This window comes from Martelella alba (assembly GCF_006516955.1).
Taxonomy (GTDB): Bacteria; Pseudomonadota; Alphaproteobacteria; order Rhizobiales; family Rhizobiaceae; genus Martelella; species Martelella alba.
In genome coordinates this window covers 449,234-469,073 of the sequence record NZ_VHLG01000003.1, presented here as the reverse complement: position 1 = coordinate 469,073, position 19,840 = coordinate 449,234, and the positions used below count along the sequence as shown (strand labels likewise).

The following is a 19,840-nucleotide window of genomic DNA, read 5'->3' as shown; positions in this document are numbered from 1 at the left end:
TTGCGGAGCCTTGGCCCCGGGTGCACATAGTACCTATCGTGAAATTTCGCTGCGCTTTGCCATCTGAAATGGTGATTCCCAGAAATTCACTGTCAGTCAAGCGTTCAATCCATTTCACGCGTGATTTATTCGAAAAATCCGCTCTATTCACAACGCAACAGACCGCGCAGCAGGTTCCATCCTTAGATAGAGCGCTTCTCGCAAGACACTCATTTAGGATCGCACCCGGCAAATACAAGCCCCTCTTTGCTGCAATCCTGACAGGCATCGGCAATTTTTACGCTCTGTGACATGCAGGAAACGAATCACGATGCCTCACCCACCTGGCCGTTTCGGCCGGACATGACACCGAAGCCATCAATATCGGCTTCCTGATTCTCGATCCGGGAAATTTCATTCAGCACGGCACGCAGTGCATCAAACAGCCGGTCGTGGCGTTCGATATCGCTTTCCTCGATCGCCTCGGCAATTTCACGCTCCAGTTCCAGCCGCTGACGCTCCAGCGAGCGCGAACGATTATGAAACGACAAAGCCTGATGAAAGACCTCGCGCACATCATCGAGAGCCGCATCGGGACTGGCAATCCAGGGCACATTCTGGCGCACCAGAACCTGGAAATGATCCAGCATCATGGCAAAGCCTGCACCGCGCAAATGCTCGTCCAGCCTTTGATAATCCATGCCGGGACGTGCGACATTGGCGATGAAGGCAGCCCAGAAAGCACGCATATCCGCACTTTCGAAGGTCAGGGTGGCGATATTGTCAAACTCCTCACGCGCAAGAGCGGGATGGGTCAGAAGGCAAAGCGCGATCTGGCACTCACGGAACGAAGGCTTGGCCAGAAACTGCGCGCTGGCAAGCGATGAGCGGGCAAGACGGTCGGATGCGGCAAAGGACCCTGACCCAGCAAAGGATGCGCCGCCTGCCCGGCTGCGCCCGCCCTGCCGGCCGCGATCCTCGCGGCGCTGCCCGCCGCCGCCATTGCCGCGAAACCGAGCATAAAGCCGGTTGCGGAAATCCTGCTGGTAGTGGCGGCGTACATTCTCATCGGCGATCGACTGAACCAGCTGATTTACCCGCGCCTCGATGGCGGCGCGGCTTTCCGGCGTATCGCTGCGGGCAGAGCCCACTTCGCGTTCAAACACCATGTCGGCGAGCGGCCGGGCCTGCCCCATGACGGCCTCAAAGGCCTGTCGTCCGCCATCGCGGATCAGGTCATCCGGGTCACGCCCGTCCGGCAGCAGCGCAAAACGCAAGGAATGGCCGGGTTTGATCAGCGGCAGCGCCAGACCGGCAGCACGCTCGGCGGCACGAATGCCAGCGCCATCGCCATCGAAACAGAGCACTGGCTCCGGTGTCATGCGCCAGAGCAGAGCGAGCTGTGCCTCGGTCAGCGCCGTACCAAGCGGCGCAACGACATTGCCGATACCGGCCTGGGCGAGCGCAATCACATCCATATAGCCTTCAACAGCGATCACCGTCTTGGCGCCATCGGCGCCGGAAAGCGACTTGCGGGCGCGAGCGAAGTTGAACAGGACATTGCCCTTGTGAAACAGTTCGGTATCGTTGGAATTGAGATATTTCGCCATCGCATCAGCCCGCATGGCGCGGCCGCCAAAGGCGATCACCTGTTCGCGCGACGACAGGATGGGAAACATGATCCGGTCACGGAACCGGTCATAGGAAACCGGAATATCGGCGCCATGCACCACCAGACCGCAGGCCTCGATCTGTTCCTTTTCCACGCCCTTTCCGGCCAGATATTCCTTCAGCGCGTTGCGGCTATCGGGGGCAAAGCCAAGACGGAATGTGTCGATGGTACGCGCCGAAAGCCCGCGTTCCCGCAGGTAGGCCCGTGCCCTGCTGCCGCTTGCAGATTGCAGCTGGTCCTGAAAAAATGCTGTCGCCAGCTCCATCACCTCGACAAGGCTGCGGCGTTCGCGCTCGCGCCGTTCTGCCTGCGGATCGGGGGCCGGCATCGGCACGCCGGCAAGATCGGCGACAGCCTGAACGGCTTCGGGAAAGCTCATGCCGTCCAGCTCGGTCAGAAAGCGAAAGTGATCGCCCGTCACGCCACAGCCAAAGCAATGGTAGCGCCCCTTGCGATCCTCACAGTGAAAGCTCGGGGTCTTTTCGCCATGGAACGGGCAACAGGCCCAGTAATCACCGCGCGCGGCATTGGTCTTTTTGCGGTCCCATGACACGCGCGTTCCGATCACGTTCGAGATCGGAACGCGATCGCGGATCTCGTCAAGAAAGGAAGGCGGAAAACGCATTGATACCTCTTGGCCCGCCATCCGGATTGCATTTCACCAGACGGGCAGCCATCACCATAACGATAATACCGGAAAAGTACCATCACCGGCGAAAACAACCGCCGGAAACGGAAATGCTATTTCAGCATTTCCTTGACAACACCGGAAGCCTTGGAAAAATCCATCTGCCCGGAATAGCGGTCCTTCAGGGCCTTGATGCACTTGCCCATATCGCGAAGCCCCTGGGCGCCGGTTTCCTCAACCACGGAGGCGCAAAGCTCACGCACCTTCTCCTCCGACAGCTGGGCGGGGAGAAAACTCTTGATAACACAGATCTCTTCGCGCTCCTGCGCGGCCAGATCAGCCCGGCCGGCCTCATCGTAAAGACGTGCCGATTCCTCGCGCTGTTTGACCATCTTGACCAAAATACCCGTGATATCCTCGTCGGTGACGGGATCCTTGCCGCAGCTGCGATGGGCGATATCCCGATCCTTGATGGCCGCCTGGACCAGACGCAGGGTCGACAGGCACACCGGTTTTTGGGATTTCGTGGCATCTTTCAGAGCGGAAGCGAGCTTGTCGCGCAACATACATATCTCCTGGGAAAGCCGGGGGGTTGATTGCAGCGGCATTTCCTCGTGAACAGCGGGGGCGTGTAGCGAATTCAGCGTCCACGATCAAATCAAATGTTTTCGTCAGCGAAGTTTTTTTGTCTATCGGTGCACTGTGCACCCTCGGCAATTGACCCGCAAGCCGGGTTTGACTATTTTCCGGCAACCGCATCAGAATTGGTCGTGTTTGCCACGCGCCGCTGCAAAAGCAGCCGGACGCCCCTGATCATGCGGCCAATATGTGGCGATCCGCACCGCGAAGAACAAGCGGCAAGGATAAGCTGGAAGCGCAAAGGACGATGATGACTAGCCAATCCGCATGGACGATCAACAAGCCAACCGCCGTACTGGTTCTCGCAGACGGAACGGTTATCTTTGGCAAGGGAATGGGCGCTGCGGGCCGGGTGCAGGCGGAAGTCTGCTTCAATACCGCCCTCACCGGCTATGAGGAAATCCTCACCGACCCCTCCTATCTCGGACAGATCGTTACCTTCACCTTTCCCCATATCGGCAATGTCGGCACCAATGCCGAGGATATTGAAGACCTGACACCGGCCGCACGACGCGGCGCGGTCGGCACGATCTTCAAGGCCGATATCACCGATCCATCCAACTACCGCGCCAGCGAAAATCTCGACCAGTGGCTGAAGGCACGTGGCATTATCGGCCTTTCGGGCATCGATACGCGGGCGCTGACGGCCTGGATCCGCGAACATGGCGCCCCGAACGCCGTTATCGCTCACGACCCTTCCGGCAATTTCGACATCGAAGCACTGAAGGCGGAAGCAAAAGCCTGGAGCGGCCTGGAAGGTCTGGATCTCGCCATCGAGGCAACCTCAGGCCAGTCCTCACAGTGGCGTGAAAAGCCCTGGGTCTGGAATGAAGGTTATGGCAGCCTTGAAGATACGGCTGCTGCCTATCACATCGTCTGCATCGATTACGGCGTCAAGCGCAACATCCTGCGTCTCTTCTCCGGCCTCGACTGCAAGGTCACGGTGGTTCCCGCCAAGACCTCGGCCGAAGACATCCTGGCGCTGAACCCCGATGGCATTTTCCTGTCCAACGGCCCGGGTGACCCGGCAGCGACGGGCGAATACGCCGTTCCGGTCATCCGCGCGCTGATCGACAGCGGCCTGCCGGTCTTCGGTATCTGCCTCGGTCACCAGATGCTGGCACTGGCGCTCGGCGGCACCACGGTGAAGATGCATCAGGGCCATCATGGCGCCAACCATCCGGTCAAGGATTTCACCACCAACAAGGTCGAGATCGTGTCGATGAACCACGGCTTTGCCGTGGACAAGGCTTCCCTGCCGAATGGCGTGGAAGAAACCCACGTCTCGCTGTTTGACGGTTCGAACTGCGGCCTTCGCCTTGTCGGCAAGCCGGTCTTCTCGGTCCAGCATCACCCCGAGGCCTCACCCGGCCCGCAGGACAGCCACTACCTCTTCCGCCGCTTCATCAACATGGTACGCGAGCAGAAGGGCGAGGCTCTTCTGACCGAGCGCGCCTGAAGCCTGACAGATCCGTGATAGAGGAAGGGCGCCGCTTTGGCGCCCTTTTTCATGAAGATTGATCTTCCAGCTGTTTCGACCGGCGTTTGCCGTAGCGGATGCTCCAGGTCATCATGCCGGCAAAAACGGCAATCCACATCACCTCACTGACAACCAGAAAAATATTGATCGGCAGAAGCGGGATCAAAACCGCCCGCAGGATGGCCTCGCCAAGAAGGGCTGCTGCCCATATGCCCGTCATTTCCCGCATGGTGCGACGAAAGCCGGGACGGGTCTGCCAGAAACCCTCATATTTTTCCTGCTTTTCCCGGTTTCCCTCGGCGGCGAGAAAGAAAATCAGCGGCCTCGGCGCAAACAGCGAACCGAGAAAGACAAGCCCGATCAGACCGGTAATCAGCGAATTCTTCAACAGCGCCAGATAGGCGCTATTGAACCAGAGGCTACCCGCCAGCGACGCCAGCGTTGCCGAAAGTGTGATGATACTGACAGCGGCGATCCGACGGCTGACGAAATAGGAAACCATGATCGTCGCAATCGGAAACAGAGATCCGAGCGCCAGCGCATGCACGATCGACAATCCGAAATGCTGGCCGAGCACAAAGGTCAGATAGGGTAGCAAAGCCCCGAAGATGATGTCGTTACGCATCGTTATCCTCCCGTCAGAGCGGCGAGACTAGCCGTGACACGGACCTCAGGCAAGAAGCGCGTTACGCTCGCGCCGCAGCAGAACCAAAAGGCGCGCGGCCAGCATCGCTGCCGCTGATGCGAGGCCGAACATGAAGCCGATCCAGATTCCTATCCCTTTGAGATCAAACGGAAATGCCAGAACAAAGGCGAAGCCGAGACCAATGCCCCAATAGGAAATCAGCACCAGAACCATCGGGATGCGCGTATCCTTCAACCCACGCAACAAACCGCTCATCATCGTCTGCGTGCCATCGACCAGCTGTGTCATGCCGGAAATGATGATCAGCGGCACGGCATAGGCGATGACGGCGGCCGCTTCGGGCAATTTGGTATCGATGAACAGGCTGGCGAGCTGTGCGGGCAGAAAGGCGAAGGCCATGGTGCCAATCATGGCGAAGCAAAGGCCAAGCACGACAACGGCGATGGCGGCCCGCTTCAGATTGGCGAAATCCCCCTGCCCGTGAAACACCCCGACCCGAACGGTTCCCGCCTGAGACAGGCCGAGCGGCACCATGAAGGTGATCGCGGCAAGCTGCATGGCAATGCCGTGGGCGGCAAGCGGAATCGCACCGAAACGGCCCATCATCAGCGAGGCAACGGTGAACATCGACACTTCCGCCAGAACGGCAACACCGATCGGCAGACCGAGCGCCACAACTTCGCGCAGGGCTCCCCAGTCGGGCCGCCAGAAACGAACGAAAAGCTGATAGCGCCGCATTTCTGCGTCCCGCTCGATATAGATGGCCAGGAACAGAAAACCGGCAAGCTGCACCGTGAAGGCAACCACCGCCGCACCGGCAATACCGAAACGCGGCAGGCCGAAATGGCCAAGCACGACGATATAGGCGAGTGCCGCATTCAACAGCAGCATCAGGATCGTCGCCCAAAGCACGATCCCGGCACGGCCCGTGGCGCTGACAAGGCTTCTGAGCACATTGAACAGCAGCGCTGGAAACATCGCAAAGGCGACGATGCGGCAATAGATCGCCGCCCTTGCTGCAACATCCGGCTCCTGGCCGATGGCCAAAAGGATCGGCTCTGAATACCAAAACAGCGGCAGCACCATCAGTCCGAAGGCGAGCGATGCCCACATGCCCATGCGCAGCGAACGCCTCACCGCCACTTCATCGCCGCGCCCATAGGCCTGGGCCACCATCGGCATCACCGCAATCGCCAGACCGCAGCCGAAAATGAACAGCGTGAAGAAATACTGGGTCGCGATGACGGCAGCGGCCAGATCCACGGCGCTCAACTGGCCCAGTATAACGATATCGGTGGTGTTGATTCCCTGCTGGGCAAGCTGCGCGCCGATAAGCGGAATACCAAGGGAAAGCGTTTCGCGAAAATGGCGAGACCACGAATGACCGGCTGCTTGCGCAGGAGGCATTGTGACAGACATGAGAGCACCTGAAACTGACACGCAGGGGCCAGGCAATATCGGGGCCCGAGCGGCTCCCTCCCATATCCTTTTTCTTTTGCGAAAGCTACTCTGCCTTTGCTCCATAGCGATAGGCACCGCCACGCTGGATCGCATGGCGATAGCCGGGCCGCGCATGGATTTCGGCCAGCCAGCCAAGAACGGCCTGCGGGCGCTGATCGAAAGGGACGCGCTCCATGCCAACTTCGACGGGGAAACTCATCATAATATCAGCCGCCGAAAACTGATCACCGGCAAACCAGCCACTGCGGGCAAGCGTCTCTTCCCAGAACCCGCCATGTTCCTTCAGTTGCGGATCCGTCAAGGCTCCCATAACGCCACGCGACACCGCCCGGACAACCGGACGCAAAAGGAAGGGAACCCGCTCAGGCAGCCTGGAAAAGACCAATTTCATGACCAAGAGCGGCATGGCCGAGCCTTCCGAATAATGCAGCCAGTAGCGATAGCGCTGCAAAGCTTCACTCCCCGGCTCAGGCCGGAGACCGGAAGCCTGGCCATAGGTATCGAGAAGATATTCAATGATCGCGCCGCTTTCGGCGATAACCCGGTCACCGTCCTCGATAACCGGTGATTTGCCGAGCGGATGCACCTGCTTTAGCTCGTCCGGCGCACGCATGTCTTCAGCCCGGCGATAGACACGGATGTCGTAATCGACACCAAGTTCCTCCAGGAGCCACAGAATGCGGTGGGCGCGGGAATCTTCGAGATAATGAACAAGGATCATGACGCGAAACCTTCAATGGGCAGGTAAGCCTGAGATGGGATCATGATGCCTTCGCGTCAAGTCAAGCAGAATGGCAGGCCGGAACGACCTGCCATCCGAAAGCACAGGCCGGATCAGCGCAGGTGGCGTGCGCGCCCCGCTTCAGTATTTTTCGTAGCGACGATGCGGTAGAGCACGCCGAGGCCGGCCGCGGCAAACAGCGACTGAAAAGCGATGAGAGGCAGATATTCCATCATGTTGTTACTCCTCTTGTTTGCTCTGTAAACGTTGCTGGCGGTGATTTGGTTCATTTGTGATTTGGCAAATGTGATTCTTTTCGCCCAGATCAACTCTGCACATCCCTTTGCCACGAAGCTTGTCAGATCCGACTTTCACGAAAATTTGCCCGGTTTCAGTCCCGGTCGGACAGGCTTCGGTTCGGCATTTGCCTGCCCAATCCCCAATTTCGGCCATTTTCGGGGTTCCGTTCGGGTAATGTTTTGCCTATAAGGCCCTCCTAGCCTAGAAATTTGCGACGACGCTCAAGCCGGCCGGTTTTCCGTGCCGGTTTTTGATGCAGGAACGAGAACAAACGGAAGCACCCATGCCAAAGCGCCAAGATATCAAGTCCATCCTCATTATCGGCGCGGGGCCGATTGTCATCGGCCAGGCCTGTGAGTTTGACTATTCCGGTGCACAGGCCTGCAAGGCGCTGCGCGCCGAGGGCTATCGTGTGATCCTCGTCAATTCCAACCCGGCGACGATCATGACCGATCCCGGCCTTGCGGATGCGACCTATGTCGAGCCGATCACACCGGAAGTCGTCGCCAAGATCATCGCCAAGGAACGGCCTGACGCGCTGCTGCCGACCATGGGCGGCCAGACCGCGCTCAACACCGCACTATCGCTGCGCCGCATGGGCGTTCTCGAGCGCTACAATGTCGAAATGATCGGCGCCAAGCCGGATGCCATCGACAAGGCAGAGGACCGCGCACTGTTCCGCGAGGCCATGGCCAAGATCGGGCTGGAAACGCCGCGTTCGATGCTCGCCAATGCCACCGAGATCAAGGACAAGGATCGCCAGGAACACGAGGCCGAACGCGCAGAGCTGCGCACCACACTGTCCGGCGATGCTCTCGACACGGCGCTGGATGCGCTGGAAAACAAGTGGAACCTCGGCAATACCGACCGCAAGCAGCGCTATATGGCGCATGCCATGGCGATTGCCGCCCAGGCGCTTGACGTGATCGGCCTGCCGGCGATTATCCGCCCCTCCTTCACGCTTGGCGGCACGGGTGGCGGCATTGCCTATAACCGCTCGGAATTCTTCGAGATTGTCGGTTCCGGCCTCGATGCATCCCCCACCACCGAAGTGCTGATCGAAGAATCAGTCCTCGGCTGGAAGGAATATGAAATGGAAGTTGTTCGCGACAAGGCGGACAACTGCATCATCATTTGCTCGATCGAGAATATCGATCCGATGGGTGTCCATACGGGCGATTCGATCACCGTTGCACCGGCGCTGACCTTGACCGACAAGGAATACCAGATGATGCGCAACGCCTCGCTTGCGGTGCTGCGTGAGATCGGCGTTGAAACCGGCGGCTCGAATGTTCAGTTCGCCGTTAACCCGAAGGACGGACGTCTGGTCGTTATCGAAATGAACCCGCGCGTTTCGCGCTCCTCCGCACTCGCCTCCAAGGCAACCGGTTTCCCGATCGCCAAGGTCGCGGCCAAGCTCGCCGTCGGCTATACGCTGGACGAGCTGGAAAACGACATTACAGGCGGCGCCACACCGGCCTCTTTCGAACCGTCGATCGACTATGTCGTCACCAAGATCCCGCGCTTTGCCTTTGAGAAATTCCCCGGCGCCGAACATACGCTGACGACGGCGATGAAGTCGGTCGGCGAAGTCATGGCCATCGGCCGCACCTTCCAGGAATCGCTGCAGAAGGCACTGCGCGGTCTGGAGACCGGTCTGACCGGTCTCGATGAGATCGAAATCCCCGGCTATGACACCGGCGAGCCCTTCAACGCCGTACGCGCGGCCATCGGCACGGCGACGCCGGAGCGCCTGCGCATGGTTGCCCAAGCCTTCCGCCTCGGCTTCTCCGAAGAAGAAGTCCACGAACATTCCAAGATCGACCCGTGGTTTCTGGCCCAGATCAAGGGCATCGTCGATATGGAAGAAAAGCTCCGCAAGCACGGCCTTCCGGAAGATGCCGACAATATGCGCATGCTGAAATCGATGGGCTTTTCCGACCAACGGCTTGCCAGCCTCACCCATGGCCGGCCGAAGGAAGTGGCCCAGCTGCGCAACCGTCTCGGCGTGCGCCCGGTTTTCAAGCGTATCGACACCTGCGCGGCCGAATTCGCCTCGCCGACGGCATACATGTATTCGACCTATGAACTGCCCTTTGCCGGCGCCACCCGGTCAGAAGCCCAGATCTCCAATCGCAAAAAGGTCGTCATTCTCGGCGGCGGCCCGAACCGGATCGGCCAGGGTATCGAGTTCGACTATTGCTGCTGCCATGCCGCCTTCGCGCTGAAGGATGCGGGCTTTGAAGCCATCATGGTCAACTGCAATCCGGAAACGGTTTCCACCGACTACGACACATCCGACCGCCTCTATTTCGAGCCGCTGACGGCCGAAGACGTGATCGAGATCATGCGCGCCGAGCAGGAAGACGGCGAAGTGGTCGGGGTGATTGTCCAGTTTGGCGGCCAGACACCACTGAAGCTTGCCGAAGCGCTGGAGAAGAACGGTATTCCGATCCTTGGCACTGCGCCGGACATGATCGACCTCGCCGAAGACCGCGACCGGTTCCAGAAACTGCTGGTCAAGCTGGAACTGAACCAGCCGGAAAATGGCATTGCCTATTCGGTCGAGCAGGCGCGCCTCGTCGCCGGTGAGATCGGCTTCCCGCTGGTCGTGCGCCCGTCTTACGTTCTTGGTGGCCGCGCCATGCAGATCGTCCATGACGACGCCGGACTTTCGACCTATCTTCTGGAAACCGTGCCGGAACTGGTGACCGAAGACATCAAGCAGCGCTATCCGAACGACAAGACCGGTCAGATCAACACGATGCTGGGCAAGAACCCGCTCCTGTTCGACAGCTACCTGACCAATGCCACAGAAGTGGACGTCGATTGCCTTTGCGATGGCAAGAACGTCTTCATTGCCGGCATCATGGAACATATCGAAGAAGCCGGTATCCACTCCGGTGACAGTGCCTGCTCGTTGCCGCCGCATACGCTTTCCGCCACCATTCTCGATGAGCTGGAAGTGCAGACCCGCGAACTGGCGCTGGCGCTGAACGTCAAGGGCTTGATGAATGTGCAATATGCCATCAAGGACGGCACGATTTTCATCCTTGAGGTCAATCCGCGCGCGTCGCGGACCGTTCCCTTCGTCGCCAAGACCATCGGTGCGCCGATTGCCAAGATTGCCGCGCGCGTCATGGCCGGTGAAGGGCTCGACGCGGCGATCGGCGAATATGGCGAGAAGCCGCATCCGCGCGCGCTCGATCACATTGCCGTCAAGGAAGCCGTCTTCCCCTTCGCCCGCTTCCCCGGCGTCGACACATTGCTTGGGCCGGAAATGCGCTCCACCGGTGAGGTGATCGGCCTGGACCGCGATTTCGCCATTGCCTTTGCCAAGGCCCAGCTCGGCGCAGGCGTCGACCTGCCGCGTCAGGGCTGTGTCTTCGTTTCGGTGAAGCAGGAGGACAAGGCCCGCGTTCTGCCGGCGATCAAGCTTCTGGTTGAAGAAGGCTTCAAGGTCATGGCAACCGGCGGCACCCGCGATTTCCTTGAAGAAAATGGCATCGACGCCATCAAGATCAACAAGGTTCGCGAGGGCCGTCCGCATATCGAGGATGCGATCCGCAACCGTCAGGTCCAGCTGGTCATCAACACGACCAGTAACGACAAGACAATCTCCGATTCGAAATCGCTGCGCCGCGCCGCCTTGACGCAGAAGGTGCCCTATTACACCACCATGTCCGGCGCGCTCGCCGCCGCGCAGGCGATCCGGGCCCTGAAGAAGGGCCAGCTGGAAGTCGCACCATTGCAGAGCTACGCCTGATCTGTGAGGCTTATATATGCGCGATATCGTGCTATGAAGGCGGGCGAGAGCCCGCCTTTTTTATCCGTGTAAATTCAGGATACCGGCAGCATGACTGACAAGATCGAAATCCTCAATGAACGGGTCTTCCCCGTTTCCCGCGAAACGCTTTATGAAGCCTTTGCCGATCCCGACATGCTGGAGCGCTGGTGGGGACCGCACGGCTTTTCCAACAGCATCACCGATTTTGAACTTCGTCCCGGCGGCAGCTGGCTGATTACCATGACAGCCTCGAACGGCACGGATTTCGACAATCGCTGGTCCTTCACCGATGTCGTCGCCGGGCAGTTTATCCGCGCAGTCCATCATGAACCGGTCCACGCCTTCACCCTGGAAATGCGTTTTGCCGATGAAGATGCCGGCGCGCGCCTCTCATGGCGCATGCTGTTCGACAGGACCGAAGAAACCGAGGCGATCAGTCATCTGTTCCGCGCTGCCAATGAGCAGAACTTCGATCGCCTCGCATCCCTGCTCAAGACGGTGGCAGACTGAGGCCACGCCACCGCCTTGCCCTATGCCGCGATGATATTGTGTTCAGGGCCATAGGGGAAACCGGTGATATTCTCGGCACCATCCGGGCCGACAACCAGAATATCATGCTCTCGATAGCCTCCGGCCCCATCCTCGCCTTCGGGGATCCACAGCATCGGCTCCATCGAGATAACCATGCCCGGTTCAAGCACGGTCTCGATATCCTCGCGCAGTTCCAGCCCTGCTTCACGGCCATAATAATGACTGAGCATGCCGAAGGAATGGCCATAGCCGAAGGAGCGGTATTGCAGCATGCCCTCCCCGGCAAGAAAGCGGTTGAGTTCCGCCGTAATTACCGCACAGCTCACCCCCGGACGAATGAGCGCAAATCCAAGCTCATGGGTCGCGACATTCACCTCCCATATATGCCGCGAGCGGGCGTCCGGCTCGCCGAGAAACAGCGTGCGCTCAAGCGCGGTATAATAGCCGGAGATCATCGGAAAACAGTTGAGGCTGAGAATATCGCCCTTCAGCAATTGCCGCGCGGTGACCGGGTTATGGGCGCCATCGGTATTCAACCCTGACTGAAACCAGACCCAGCTGTCGCGATATTCAGCGCCGGGAAAGGCTTCGGCAATCGCCAGCTCCATGGCATCGCGCCCGGCGATTGCAACATCGATTTCGCGCGTGCCTTCACAAATCGCCTTACGGATCGCCGCCCCGCCAATATCAGCGATGCGGGCGCCTGCACGGATGAGCGCAATCTCTTCATCAGATTTGATCATCCGCGCGCGCATGGTGTCAGGGGCGATATCGACAAGCGCGACCGCGCCAAACGCATCTTCCAGCGCCGCCTTTGCTGAAAGGGTCAGATGGTCGCCCTCAATCCCGATCCGGCGGGCCGAGCCGGCAAGGGACTTTACGGCACCCCAGAAATTATCGCGGCGCCAGTCGGTATAAATGATGTTGTCGCCATGGCTGCGCCGCCAGGGCTGGCCGGCATCGATATTGGCTGAGACCGTGGTTGAGGTCTCCATGGTGACGACACAGCCGAAGGAACGGCCGAAACTGCAATAAAGAAAGCCGGAATAATAGGCGATGTTATGCATGGAGGTCAGAAACACGGCATCAAGATCATGCCGCGCCATGATGGCACGCAGACGTGCGAGCCTCCGTTCATACTCACCCTTCGAGAAGGGCAAAGCCACCTTGTCGCCGTTCTTGAGCGAAAAATAACGCGGGCGTTCGGGCATTTCTGTCATGGAGCAATCCTCGTCCAGACCGGGCGGGATCCATCCATCAGCCCGGTTTAACGTCCGGGCGTGCAGGACACATCATCATCATGAGATGAGCGCGGCCGGTTCTTGCAAACGACGCCATCGATGCTCCGGCAGCGATGTGATGATAAACAGGAGACATCGCTTTCGTAAAGAACGCCCTTTTGATTTTCAAACCGCTTTACCGCGTTTTTCCAGGACTGTTCCGGAACATGGTGCCGGCATCATCATCAATACGACGTAAAAGCCCGTAAAACCTGGCCTTTTAACGGGTATTGTTTGCATTCGCGAAGCCGCGCCACGAATTGTCTGGAAATGGCATCCCGGCTTCTGTTATAGATTCCGCAGTGATTTGAGACTGGTTCCGGGCTCTTGCTCTGGAACCTGTTTCTTTTTGTGTGCTGCAAAGGCGAGGAAAGCGCTGTCTTTCATCCCTGTCTCGCGGCCGAGGAAAGTTTAAACTGAAAACGCGCGGCGTTGCCAGGCGTGGGAGTACAGCCTGCCCGCCGCCGTGAGGACAATAGGCCAAAGGAATTTGAAATGGTCGAAAAAGTACCGATGACGAGGGGCGGCGCCGGAAAGCTGGTCGAGGAACTGCGCTGGCGCCAGCAGGAAGAACGTCCCCGCATCATTCAGGCAATTGCGGAAGCGCGCGCGCATGGCGACCTTTCGGAAAATGCCGAATATCATGCCGCCAAGGAAGCCCAGAGCTACAATGAAGGGCGCATCGGCGAGCTGGAAGATGTGACCGCACGTCTGGAAATTGTCGATCCGGCGACCATGTCGGGCTCGAAGGTCAAATTCGGCGCGACCGTGAAGCTCGTCGATGAAGAAACCGACGACGAAAAAGTCTATCAGATCGTCGGCAACTTCGAGGCTGATGTGAAGGAAGGCAAGATCTCGATCTCGTCCCCGATTGCACGTGCACTGATCGGCAAGGAAGAGGGTGACAGCGTTGAAGTCAACGCACCGGGCGGCGCCCGCTCCTATGAAATTCTCGAAGTCCTCTGGAAATAAGCTGTCGCTGGCGGCTCTCGGCCGCCATTTCGACATGCTGAGCCGCTGAGCATGCACGACCCCCAGCCCATACGTATCAAATTCGTCGCCCGTGGCCCCATGCTGAAGGGACCGCAACTTGCTTTTACAAGGCAGTTGCTTCCGGGCTTCGAAGAGACGAGAGGCGTGAAATTTATCTTCGATGCCGACGCGTCTGATTATGACTGGCTCGTCGTCTATGACGATCTGCCGGTCGATGTTGACAAGCGTCGCATGGGCCGTGTGGAACATCTCGCCTGCCCATCACAAAACACGATCCTCCTGACCGGCGAGCCAAGCGGGGTGCGGATATATAATCACGCCTTCACCCGCCAGTTCGGACATGTCCTGACCAGCCAGGAACCCTTTGCCCTGAGGCATCCAGGGCGGATCTGGCACCAGGTCGGATTGTTCTGGTTCTACGGAACCGGCGGCGGACCGAACCGAACTGCCGACATGATCGCCAATAGTTTCCCCGCAAAAAGCCGGCAACTCTCAACCGTCTGCTCTACGAAACGGCAGGGGCACACCCTACACCGGCTGCGTTACGACTTTACTGAATTTGCAGCAACAGCCCTGCCCGAAATGGACGTCTTCGGACATGGTCGCAAGCCTATGGGCGACAAGGCCGAAGCGATTGATCCATTCAGATACCACCTGGCCATCGAGAACCATGTGGCCCCGCACCACATCACCGAAAAACTGTCGGATGCTTTTTTAGGTCTGGCGCTGCCGTTTTATTTCGGTGCGCCCAACGCAGCCGACTATTTTCCGGCAGAAAGCTTCATCGCACTTGATATCCGCAAGCCGGGCGAGGCTGTGGCGATCATAAAGGCGGCGATTGAAAACAATGAATATGAAAAGCGCCTGCCGGCGATCATTGAAGCACGCAGACGGGTGATCGAGGATTACAACTGCTTCACGCTGGTGACCAATATCGTCACCGAAAACAGAAATACCGGCTACATTCCCGGCGCAACCAGCATCAAATCCTACCGCGCCACCCGAAATTCCAATCCTCTGTCAGCGCTGTTTACGGCAGTCTTCCGCGAAGCCTTGCATTTTAAAAACCGGCTTTCAAACATCATCCGGGGCTGACGTTTCAGCGCCAGTTTTCCCCAATCCAGGGTGTCGGCCGGACATGCTTGTAAAGCTTCTTCCAGGCCTTGCCCGCTGGCCATTTTCCAATTGCGGCCTCATCGGGATCGGGTTTGCCTGTAAAGGCGACGACCCTGGTCCCCGCCGGCAGCGGCGGCACCTTGAAGAAATTTAGCGGCCAGGCGGGAACGAGTGAATGTTTGAAGCTGACGCACCATTCTTGGGGCCAGAACACCATGTCATCGACAACGTCTGAGATATAGGTCTGCTCGATGCGGTATTTTTGAAAGATCGGATAGCCGTCCGCATTGAAATCATTGAAAACATGCGTGTTGCGTCCGACGTGCCAGCGGAAAACCGATGTATTGCCGATGCCCTTGCCCTTCTGAGTCCAGTTCTCGCAGACGCAGTATTTGCCAGGCGCAAAATCGAACAGATCATCAAGATTACCTGTGATAACGATGTCGAGATCGAGAAACAGGATATCGCCCTCGAGATCGGCAAGCGGCGCCTGCCAGAGTGAAAGCTTGCGCCAGGGCGTCCAGGCCAGAACCTCGGGTATGGTAATGTCCGGCAGGGGGAAGGTTGTCACCGCAGGGTCAATACCGTCCGGATCATCGGTAAAGCAGACCAGGCGGGTTTCACGCTCGGTATTCCGTTTGATCGCCGACCACATACGATTGACATAATCGGCCGGGTAACGCGTTCCCCATTTCATGCACACGATGGTCTGCACGCTCATCACTCCGTTTCAGCTTTCGGCCGTTCAATATCCCATCGGCTTCGGGAATGCCAATATATTACCTGCGAGCATGAGCGCTTGCCTAGCACGAGCCACATTGATAGGCGTCATCAGCACGAAGTTCCCGGAGTGACGCCATGACCAAATCCCGCATCATGCAGATCCTGCCCGCACTTGGCGATGGTGGCGTCGAGCGCGGAACCATCGAAATGGCGGCATTCCTGCAACAGCGCGGCCTCACAAATATCGTCGTCAGCGCTGGCGGCCGTCTGGTCGAGGCGGTTGAACAGGCCGGTTCGCGCCACATTCAGCTTGCTGTGGGCGCCAAATCACCGCTGGCAATCTGGCAGAACGCCCGGAAGCTCGCCGCCCTCATCGACAACGAAGGGATTGATATTCTTCATGCCAGAAGCCGGGCCCCGGCCTGGGCGGGATATTGGGCAACGCGCATGGCCCGGCGCAAGGTCGGTTTCCTCACGACCTTCCACGGCGTTTACGGCCATTCAGGCCGATTGAAACGGATCTATAACGGCGTCATGCTGAAGGGGCCGATGGTTGTTGCCAATTCAGCTTTTATCCGTGATCACATCATTGCCGTCTATGGCTACCCCGCAGACAGGATCATCGTTGCCCCGCGCGGAGTTGAGCCGGAGCAGTTCGACCCGGCGAAAATCGCATCGGACAGCATTGCCCGGATTCGTGTCGAGCTTGGCGGCACGGCCGATGCGCCGCTGATTGTAATTGTCGGGCGGGTGACCGACTGGAAGGGGCACCGCTTCCTTGTCGAGGCGCTGGCCAGGAGCCGCCATGGCAATGCCCGGCTGGCCATCGTCGGCAGCGGCCAGGAATCGACCATAGATAGTCTGAAAAACCTGATCTCCGCATGCGGCCTGACCGACAGGGTCAGGCTTTGCGGCAGCCGTTCCGATATTCCCGCAGTACTGAGTGCCTGCGACATTGCCGTTTCCGCCTCGGTGCGCCCGGAAGCCTTTGGCCGGGTCGCCATTGAAGCCGAGGCCATGGCGCGGCCGATCATCGCAACCGCCCATGGCGGCAGCCTGGAAACCGTGATCGATGGAAAAACCGGCCTGCTTGTGCCGCCTGGCAACGCCGATGCGATGGCAGAGGCCATCGACCGCCTGCTGGACGCGCCGGACGAATGTCGGCGCATGGGAGAAGCCGGCCGCAGTCATGTACTGGCCCACTTTACCACGCAGAATATGCTGGAACAGGAGTTTTCCGCCTATCAGCGGCTCGAGGAAATCATGAACAGGGACGGTCGCTAAAGCGCCACCAGCCCCACCTTCTTGACCTGGCGGATCGTCAGCATGGTGCGCACCGTGTCGACATGCTCATGGCTGGTCAGAACCTCGATGACGAAATCCTGAAACTGCATCAGATTTTCGGCAACGCAATGCAGCAGGAAATCGGTTTCGCCGGAGGTCATCCAGGCCTGACGCACCATCGGCCAGTCATCCGTGGCCTTGGAAAAGGCCTTGAGCTCGGCCTCGGACTGGTGCTTCAGACCAACCATACAGAATGCGACCAGATCATAGCCAAGCTTTGGTGCGCTCAGCATGGCATGATAGCCCTCGATAATGCCAGCCTCCTCAAGCCGGCGAACCCGGCGCAGGCAGGGCGGTGCGGAAATGCCAACCCGTTCGGCAAGATCGACATTGGTGATACGCCCGTCGCGCTGCAATTCACGCAAAATCTTCAGATCGACCGCATCGAGATCGGCGCGCATACCATATTCCTTCATGATGTGAGATTGGCGATTAGAAGCCACCCTGATTTGCGCAATAATATTACAACAACAGGTATGAATCTTTCAACTGTATGAAATGCTCTGTTGGTAGCGAAGATCACCACCTTGAAAGCTGGGGGGGAGCAGCCATAAATGAGGGAAACAGAATTTACGGACGGAAGGCGCCGCCATTGCTGCGGCCAGGCCGTCATTGAAAGGAACTGATATGTCCGATCGTCACAGCCCCGTGCTGATCATCGGCTCCGGTCCCGCCGGATATACCGCTGCCATTTACGCCGCCCGCGCCATGCTGAAGCCTGTACTGATTGCCGGCCTTGATCAGGGCGGACAGCTGATGATTACGACTGACGTGGAAAATTATCCGGGTTTTGCCGATCCTATCCAGGGTCCCTGGCTGATGAGCCAGATGCTGGAACAGGCGGAACATGTCGGCGCCGAGATCGTCAACGACATCGTGACGGGGCTTGATCTCACCAAGCGGCCATTTGTCGCAACGACGGATTCCGGCGTCACCTGGACGGCCGATACGGTGATCCTGGCAACCGGCGCCAAGGCCAAATGGCTCGGCATCGAAAGCGAACAACATTTCATGGGCGGCGGCGTTTCCGCCTGCGCCACATGCGATGGCTTCTTCTATCGCAACAAGGATGTGATTGTTGTCGGCGGCGGCAACTCCGCCGTCGAAGAGGCGCTTTACCTTGCCAATATCGCCAAGAGTGTCACGGTCGTTCACCGCCGCGAAAGCTTCAGGGCCGAGAAAATCCTGCAGGAACGGCTTTTCGCGCTTGAGAATGTGCGTGTAATCTGGAATCACGCCATTGACGAAATTCTCGGTTCCAGTGCAGTGCCTCCCCTGCCCGCGACAGTCAGCGGAGCACGACTGAAAAACGTCGTGACGGGCGAAACCCGCGAAGCCGCGGCAGACGGCGTTTTTGTCGCCATCGGCCACGCTCCGCAGGTGGATCTTGTCAAGGATCAATTACGCTTGAAGCCGAATGGCTATCTTTGGACCGAGCCCGGCACGACCAAGACCAGCATTGAAGGGGTCTTCGGCGCCGGCGATGTTACGGACGACAACTACCGTCAGGCGGTAACCGCGGCGGGAATGGGATGTATGGCAGCGCTGGAAGCGGATCGTTTCCTCACTGCCCAGAAAGCGGGAACGCTCGCCGCTGCGGAGTAGACGGACATGAAGAGCTCAGGAATGCCTCTGGACTGGGACAAGCTGCGCATTTTCCATGCTGCAGCCGAGGCGGGCTCTTTTACCCATGCGGCAGACAAGCTCCATCTTTCCCAGTCCGCCATCAGCCGTCAGGTCAGCGCGCTTGAGCAGGATGTCGGCGTCAAGCTGTTCCACCGCCATGCGCGCGGCCTGATCCTGACGGAACAGGGCGAACTGCTTTACCGTACCGCCCATGACGTGCTCCTGAAACTCGAAGGCGTGCGCATGCGCCTGACGGAGACCAAGGAAAAGCCGTCCGGCAAGCTGCGCGTCACAACCACGGTCGGGCTCGGACAGGGCTGGCTGACGGACAAGGTGCAGGAATTTCTCCAGCTATACCCCGACATGCAGATCCAGCTGATCTTCGACAATGAAGAGCTGGACGTGAACATGCGCCACGCCGATTGCGCCATCCGCCTGCGCCAGCCGCAGCAGCCGGATCTGATCCAGCGCAAACTGTTCACCGTGCATATGCATGTCTACGCCTCGCCCTCCTATATCAACCGCTATGGCGAGCCGCAGACCATCGAGGATCTCGACAATCACCGAATCATCTCCTTCGGTGAGCCGGCACCGAGCTACCTGCTCGATGTGAACTGGCTTGAGATCGCAGGACGCTCATCCGACAATCCGCGCCCGGCGCATTTGCAGATCAACTCGCTGACATCAATCAAGCGTGCTGCCTTGCTCGGCATCGGCATCGCCATGCTGCCCGATTATATCGTCGGACGCGATCCCGGCCTGCTGCAGCTCGTCACCCATGCCGATGTTCCGACCTTCGACACCTATTTCTGCTATCCTGATGAAATGAAAAATTCGGCCAAGCTGAAGGTTTTCCGCGATTTCATCGTGTCAAAGGCCCGCAACTGGAGCTTCTGAGCACCGGCAGGCAGACA

The 19,840-nt window shown here is 58.7% G+C and carries 17 protein-coding genes; 8 read left to right on the top strand and 9 right to left on the bottom strand.

The genetic code is table 11. The features are described from left to right. Positions 1-305 precede the first annotated feature (305 nt). Positions 306-2,276, bottom strand: coding sequence for a DNA primase (gene dnaG / locus FJU08_RS08515; RefSeq protein ID WP_141148544.1), 1,971 nt, complete (start codon positions 2,274-2,276; stop codon positions 306-308). Positions 2,277-2,392: 116 nt separating this feature from the next. Then, a complete protein-coding gene (locus tag FJU08_RS08510) occupies positions 2,393-2,845 on the bottom strand; it encodes a GatB/YqeY domain-containing protein (protein ID WP_141148543.1) in 453 nt (150 codons plus the stop codon). Between the two features lie 323 nt (positions 2,846-3,168). Between FJU08_RS08510 and carA the strand changes: the two genes are divergently transcribed. Beyond that, complete coding sequence (gene carA / locus FJU08_RS08505) at positions 3,169-4,377, top strand: glutamine-hydrolyzing carbamoyl-phosphate synthase small subunit (protein ID WP_141148625.1); 1,209 nt, start codon at positions 3,169-3,171, stop codon at positions 4,375-4,377. Positions 4,378-4,426: 49 nt separating this feature from the next. Here the strand turns inward: carA and FJU08_RS08500 are convergent, their stop codons facing one another. From FJU08_RS08500 to FJU08_RS23195, 4 genes are all read right to left on the bottom strand, one after another. Beyond that, positions 4,427-5,023: a VC0807 family protein gene (locus tag FJU08_RS08500; protein ID WP_141148542.1), complete on the bottom strand. Its 597-nt coding sequence runs from the start codon at positions 5,021-5,023 to the stop codon at positions 4,427-4,429. 45 nt (positions 5,024-5,068) lie between these two features. Continuing rightward, the gene (locus FJU08_RS08495) at positions 5,069-6,463 is read right to left on the bottom strand and encodes an MATE family efflux transporter (RefSeq protein WP_141148541.1); all 1,395 of its coding nucleotides are present in this window, start codon (positions 6,461-6,463) and stop codon (positions 5,069-5,071) included. Positions 6,464-6,548: 85 nt separating this feature from the next. Next, positions 6,549-7,226 (bottom strand): glutathione S-transferase, encoded by a 678-nt coding sequence (locus tag FJU08_RS08490; protein WP_141148540.1) that lies wholly within the window; start codon positions 7,224-7,226, stop codon positions 6,549-6,551. A 113-nt stretch (positions 7,227-7,339) separates the two neighbouring features. Further along, entirely contained in the window at positions 7,340-7,462 is a 123-nt protein-coding gene (locus tag FJU08_RS23195) for a hypothetical protein (protein WP_268932127.1), read from the bottom strand. A 347-nt stretch (positions 7,463-7,809) separates the two neighbouring features. Here FJU08_RS23195 and carB point away from each other — a divergent pair, with 347 nt between their 5' ends. Further along, positions 7,810-11,292, top strand: a complete 3,483-nt coding sequence (gene carB / locus FJU08_RS08485) for a carbamoyl-phosphate synthase large subunit (protein ID WP_141148539.1) — start codon at positions 7,810-7,812, stop codon at positions 11,290-11,292. 90 nt (positions 11,293-11,382) lie between these two features. Further along, complete coding sequence (locus FJU08_RS08480) at positions 11,383-11,823, top strand: SRPBCC domain-containing protein (protein WP_141148538.1); 441 nt, start codon at positions 11,383-11,385, stop codon at positions 11,821-11,823. Positions 11,824-11,843: 20 nt separating this feature from the next. Here the strand turns inward: FJU08_RS08480 and FJU08_RS08475 are convergent, their stop codons facing one another. Beyond that, on the bottom strand, positions 11,844-13,064 hold the full coding sequence (locus FJU08_RS08475) for an aminopeptidase P family protein (RefSeq protein WP_141148537.1): 1,221 nt from the start codon (positions 13,062-13,064) through the stop codon (positions 11,844-11,846). A 555-nt stretch (positions 13,065-13,619) separates the two neighbouring features. Here FJU08_RS08475 and greA point away from each other — a divergent pair. Together greA and FJU08_RS08465 are read left to right on the top strand one after the other, a co-directional pair. Next, positions 13,620-14,096, top strand: a complete 477-nt coding sequence (greA, locus tag FJU08_RS08470) for a transcription elongation factor GreA (protein ID WP_141148536.1) — start codon at positions 13,620-13,622, stop codon at positions 14,094-14,096. Between the two features lie 165 nt (positions 14,097-14,261). After that, on the top strand, positions 14,262-15,212 hold the full coding sequence (locus FJU08_RS08465) for a glycosyltransferase family 10 domain-containing protein (RefSeq protein WP_235890632.1): 951 nt from the start codon (positions 14,262-14,264) through the stop codon (positions 15,210-15,212). Between the two features lie 4 nt (positions 15,213-15,216). Here the strand turns inward: FJU08_RS08465 and FJU08_RS08460 are convergent, their stop codons facing one another. Then, positions 15,217-15,948, bottom strand: coding sequence for a hypothetical protein (locus tag FJU08_RS08460; protein ID WP_407943690.1), 732 nt, complete (start codon positions 15,946-15,948; stop codon positions 15,217-15,219). Positions 15,949-16,091: 143 nt separating this feature from the next. On the opposite strand from FJU08_RS08460, the gene FJU08_RS08455 reads away from it, so the two are divergent. Next, the gene (locus tag FJU08_RS08455) at positions 16,092-17,240 is read left to right on the top strand and encodes a glycosyltransferase family 4 protein (RefSeq protein ID WP_141148534.1); all 1,149 of its coding nucleotides are present in this window, start codon (positions 16,092-16,094) and stop codon (positions 17,238-17,240) included. Here the strand turns inward: FJU08_RS08455 and FJU08_RS08450 are convergent. Next, on the bottom strand, positions 17,237-17,701 hold the full coding sequence (locus FJU08_RS08450; RefSeq protein WP_141148533.1) for an Lrp/AsnC family transcriptional regulator: 465 nt from the start codon (positions 17,699-17,701) through the stop codon (positions 17,237-17,239). The genes FJU08_RS08455 and FJU08_RS08450 overlap by 4 nt on opposite strands. A gap of 226 nt (positions 17,702-17,927) precedes the next feature. Here FJU08_RS08450 and trxB point away from each other — a divergent pair, with 226 nt between their 5' ends. Next, positions 17,928-18,905 (top strand): thioredoxin-disulfide reductase, encoded by a 978-nt coding sequence (trxB, locus tag FJU08_RS08445; RefSeq protein ID WP_141148532.1) that lies wholly within the window; start codon positions 17,928-17,930, stop codon positions 18,903-18,905. A gap of 21 nt (positions 18,906-18,926) precedes the next feature. Next, positions 18,927-19,823: a LysR family transcriptional regulator VtlR gene (locus FJU08_RS08440; protein WP_141148623.1), complete on the top strand. Its 897-nt coding sequence runs from the start codon at positions 18,927-18,929 to the stop codon at positions 19,821-19,823. The last annotated feature ends 17 nt before the right edge of the window (positions 19,824-19,840 follow it).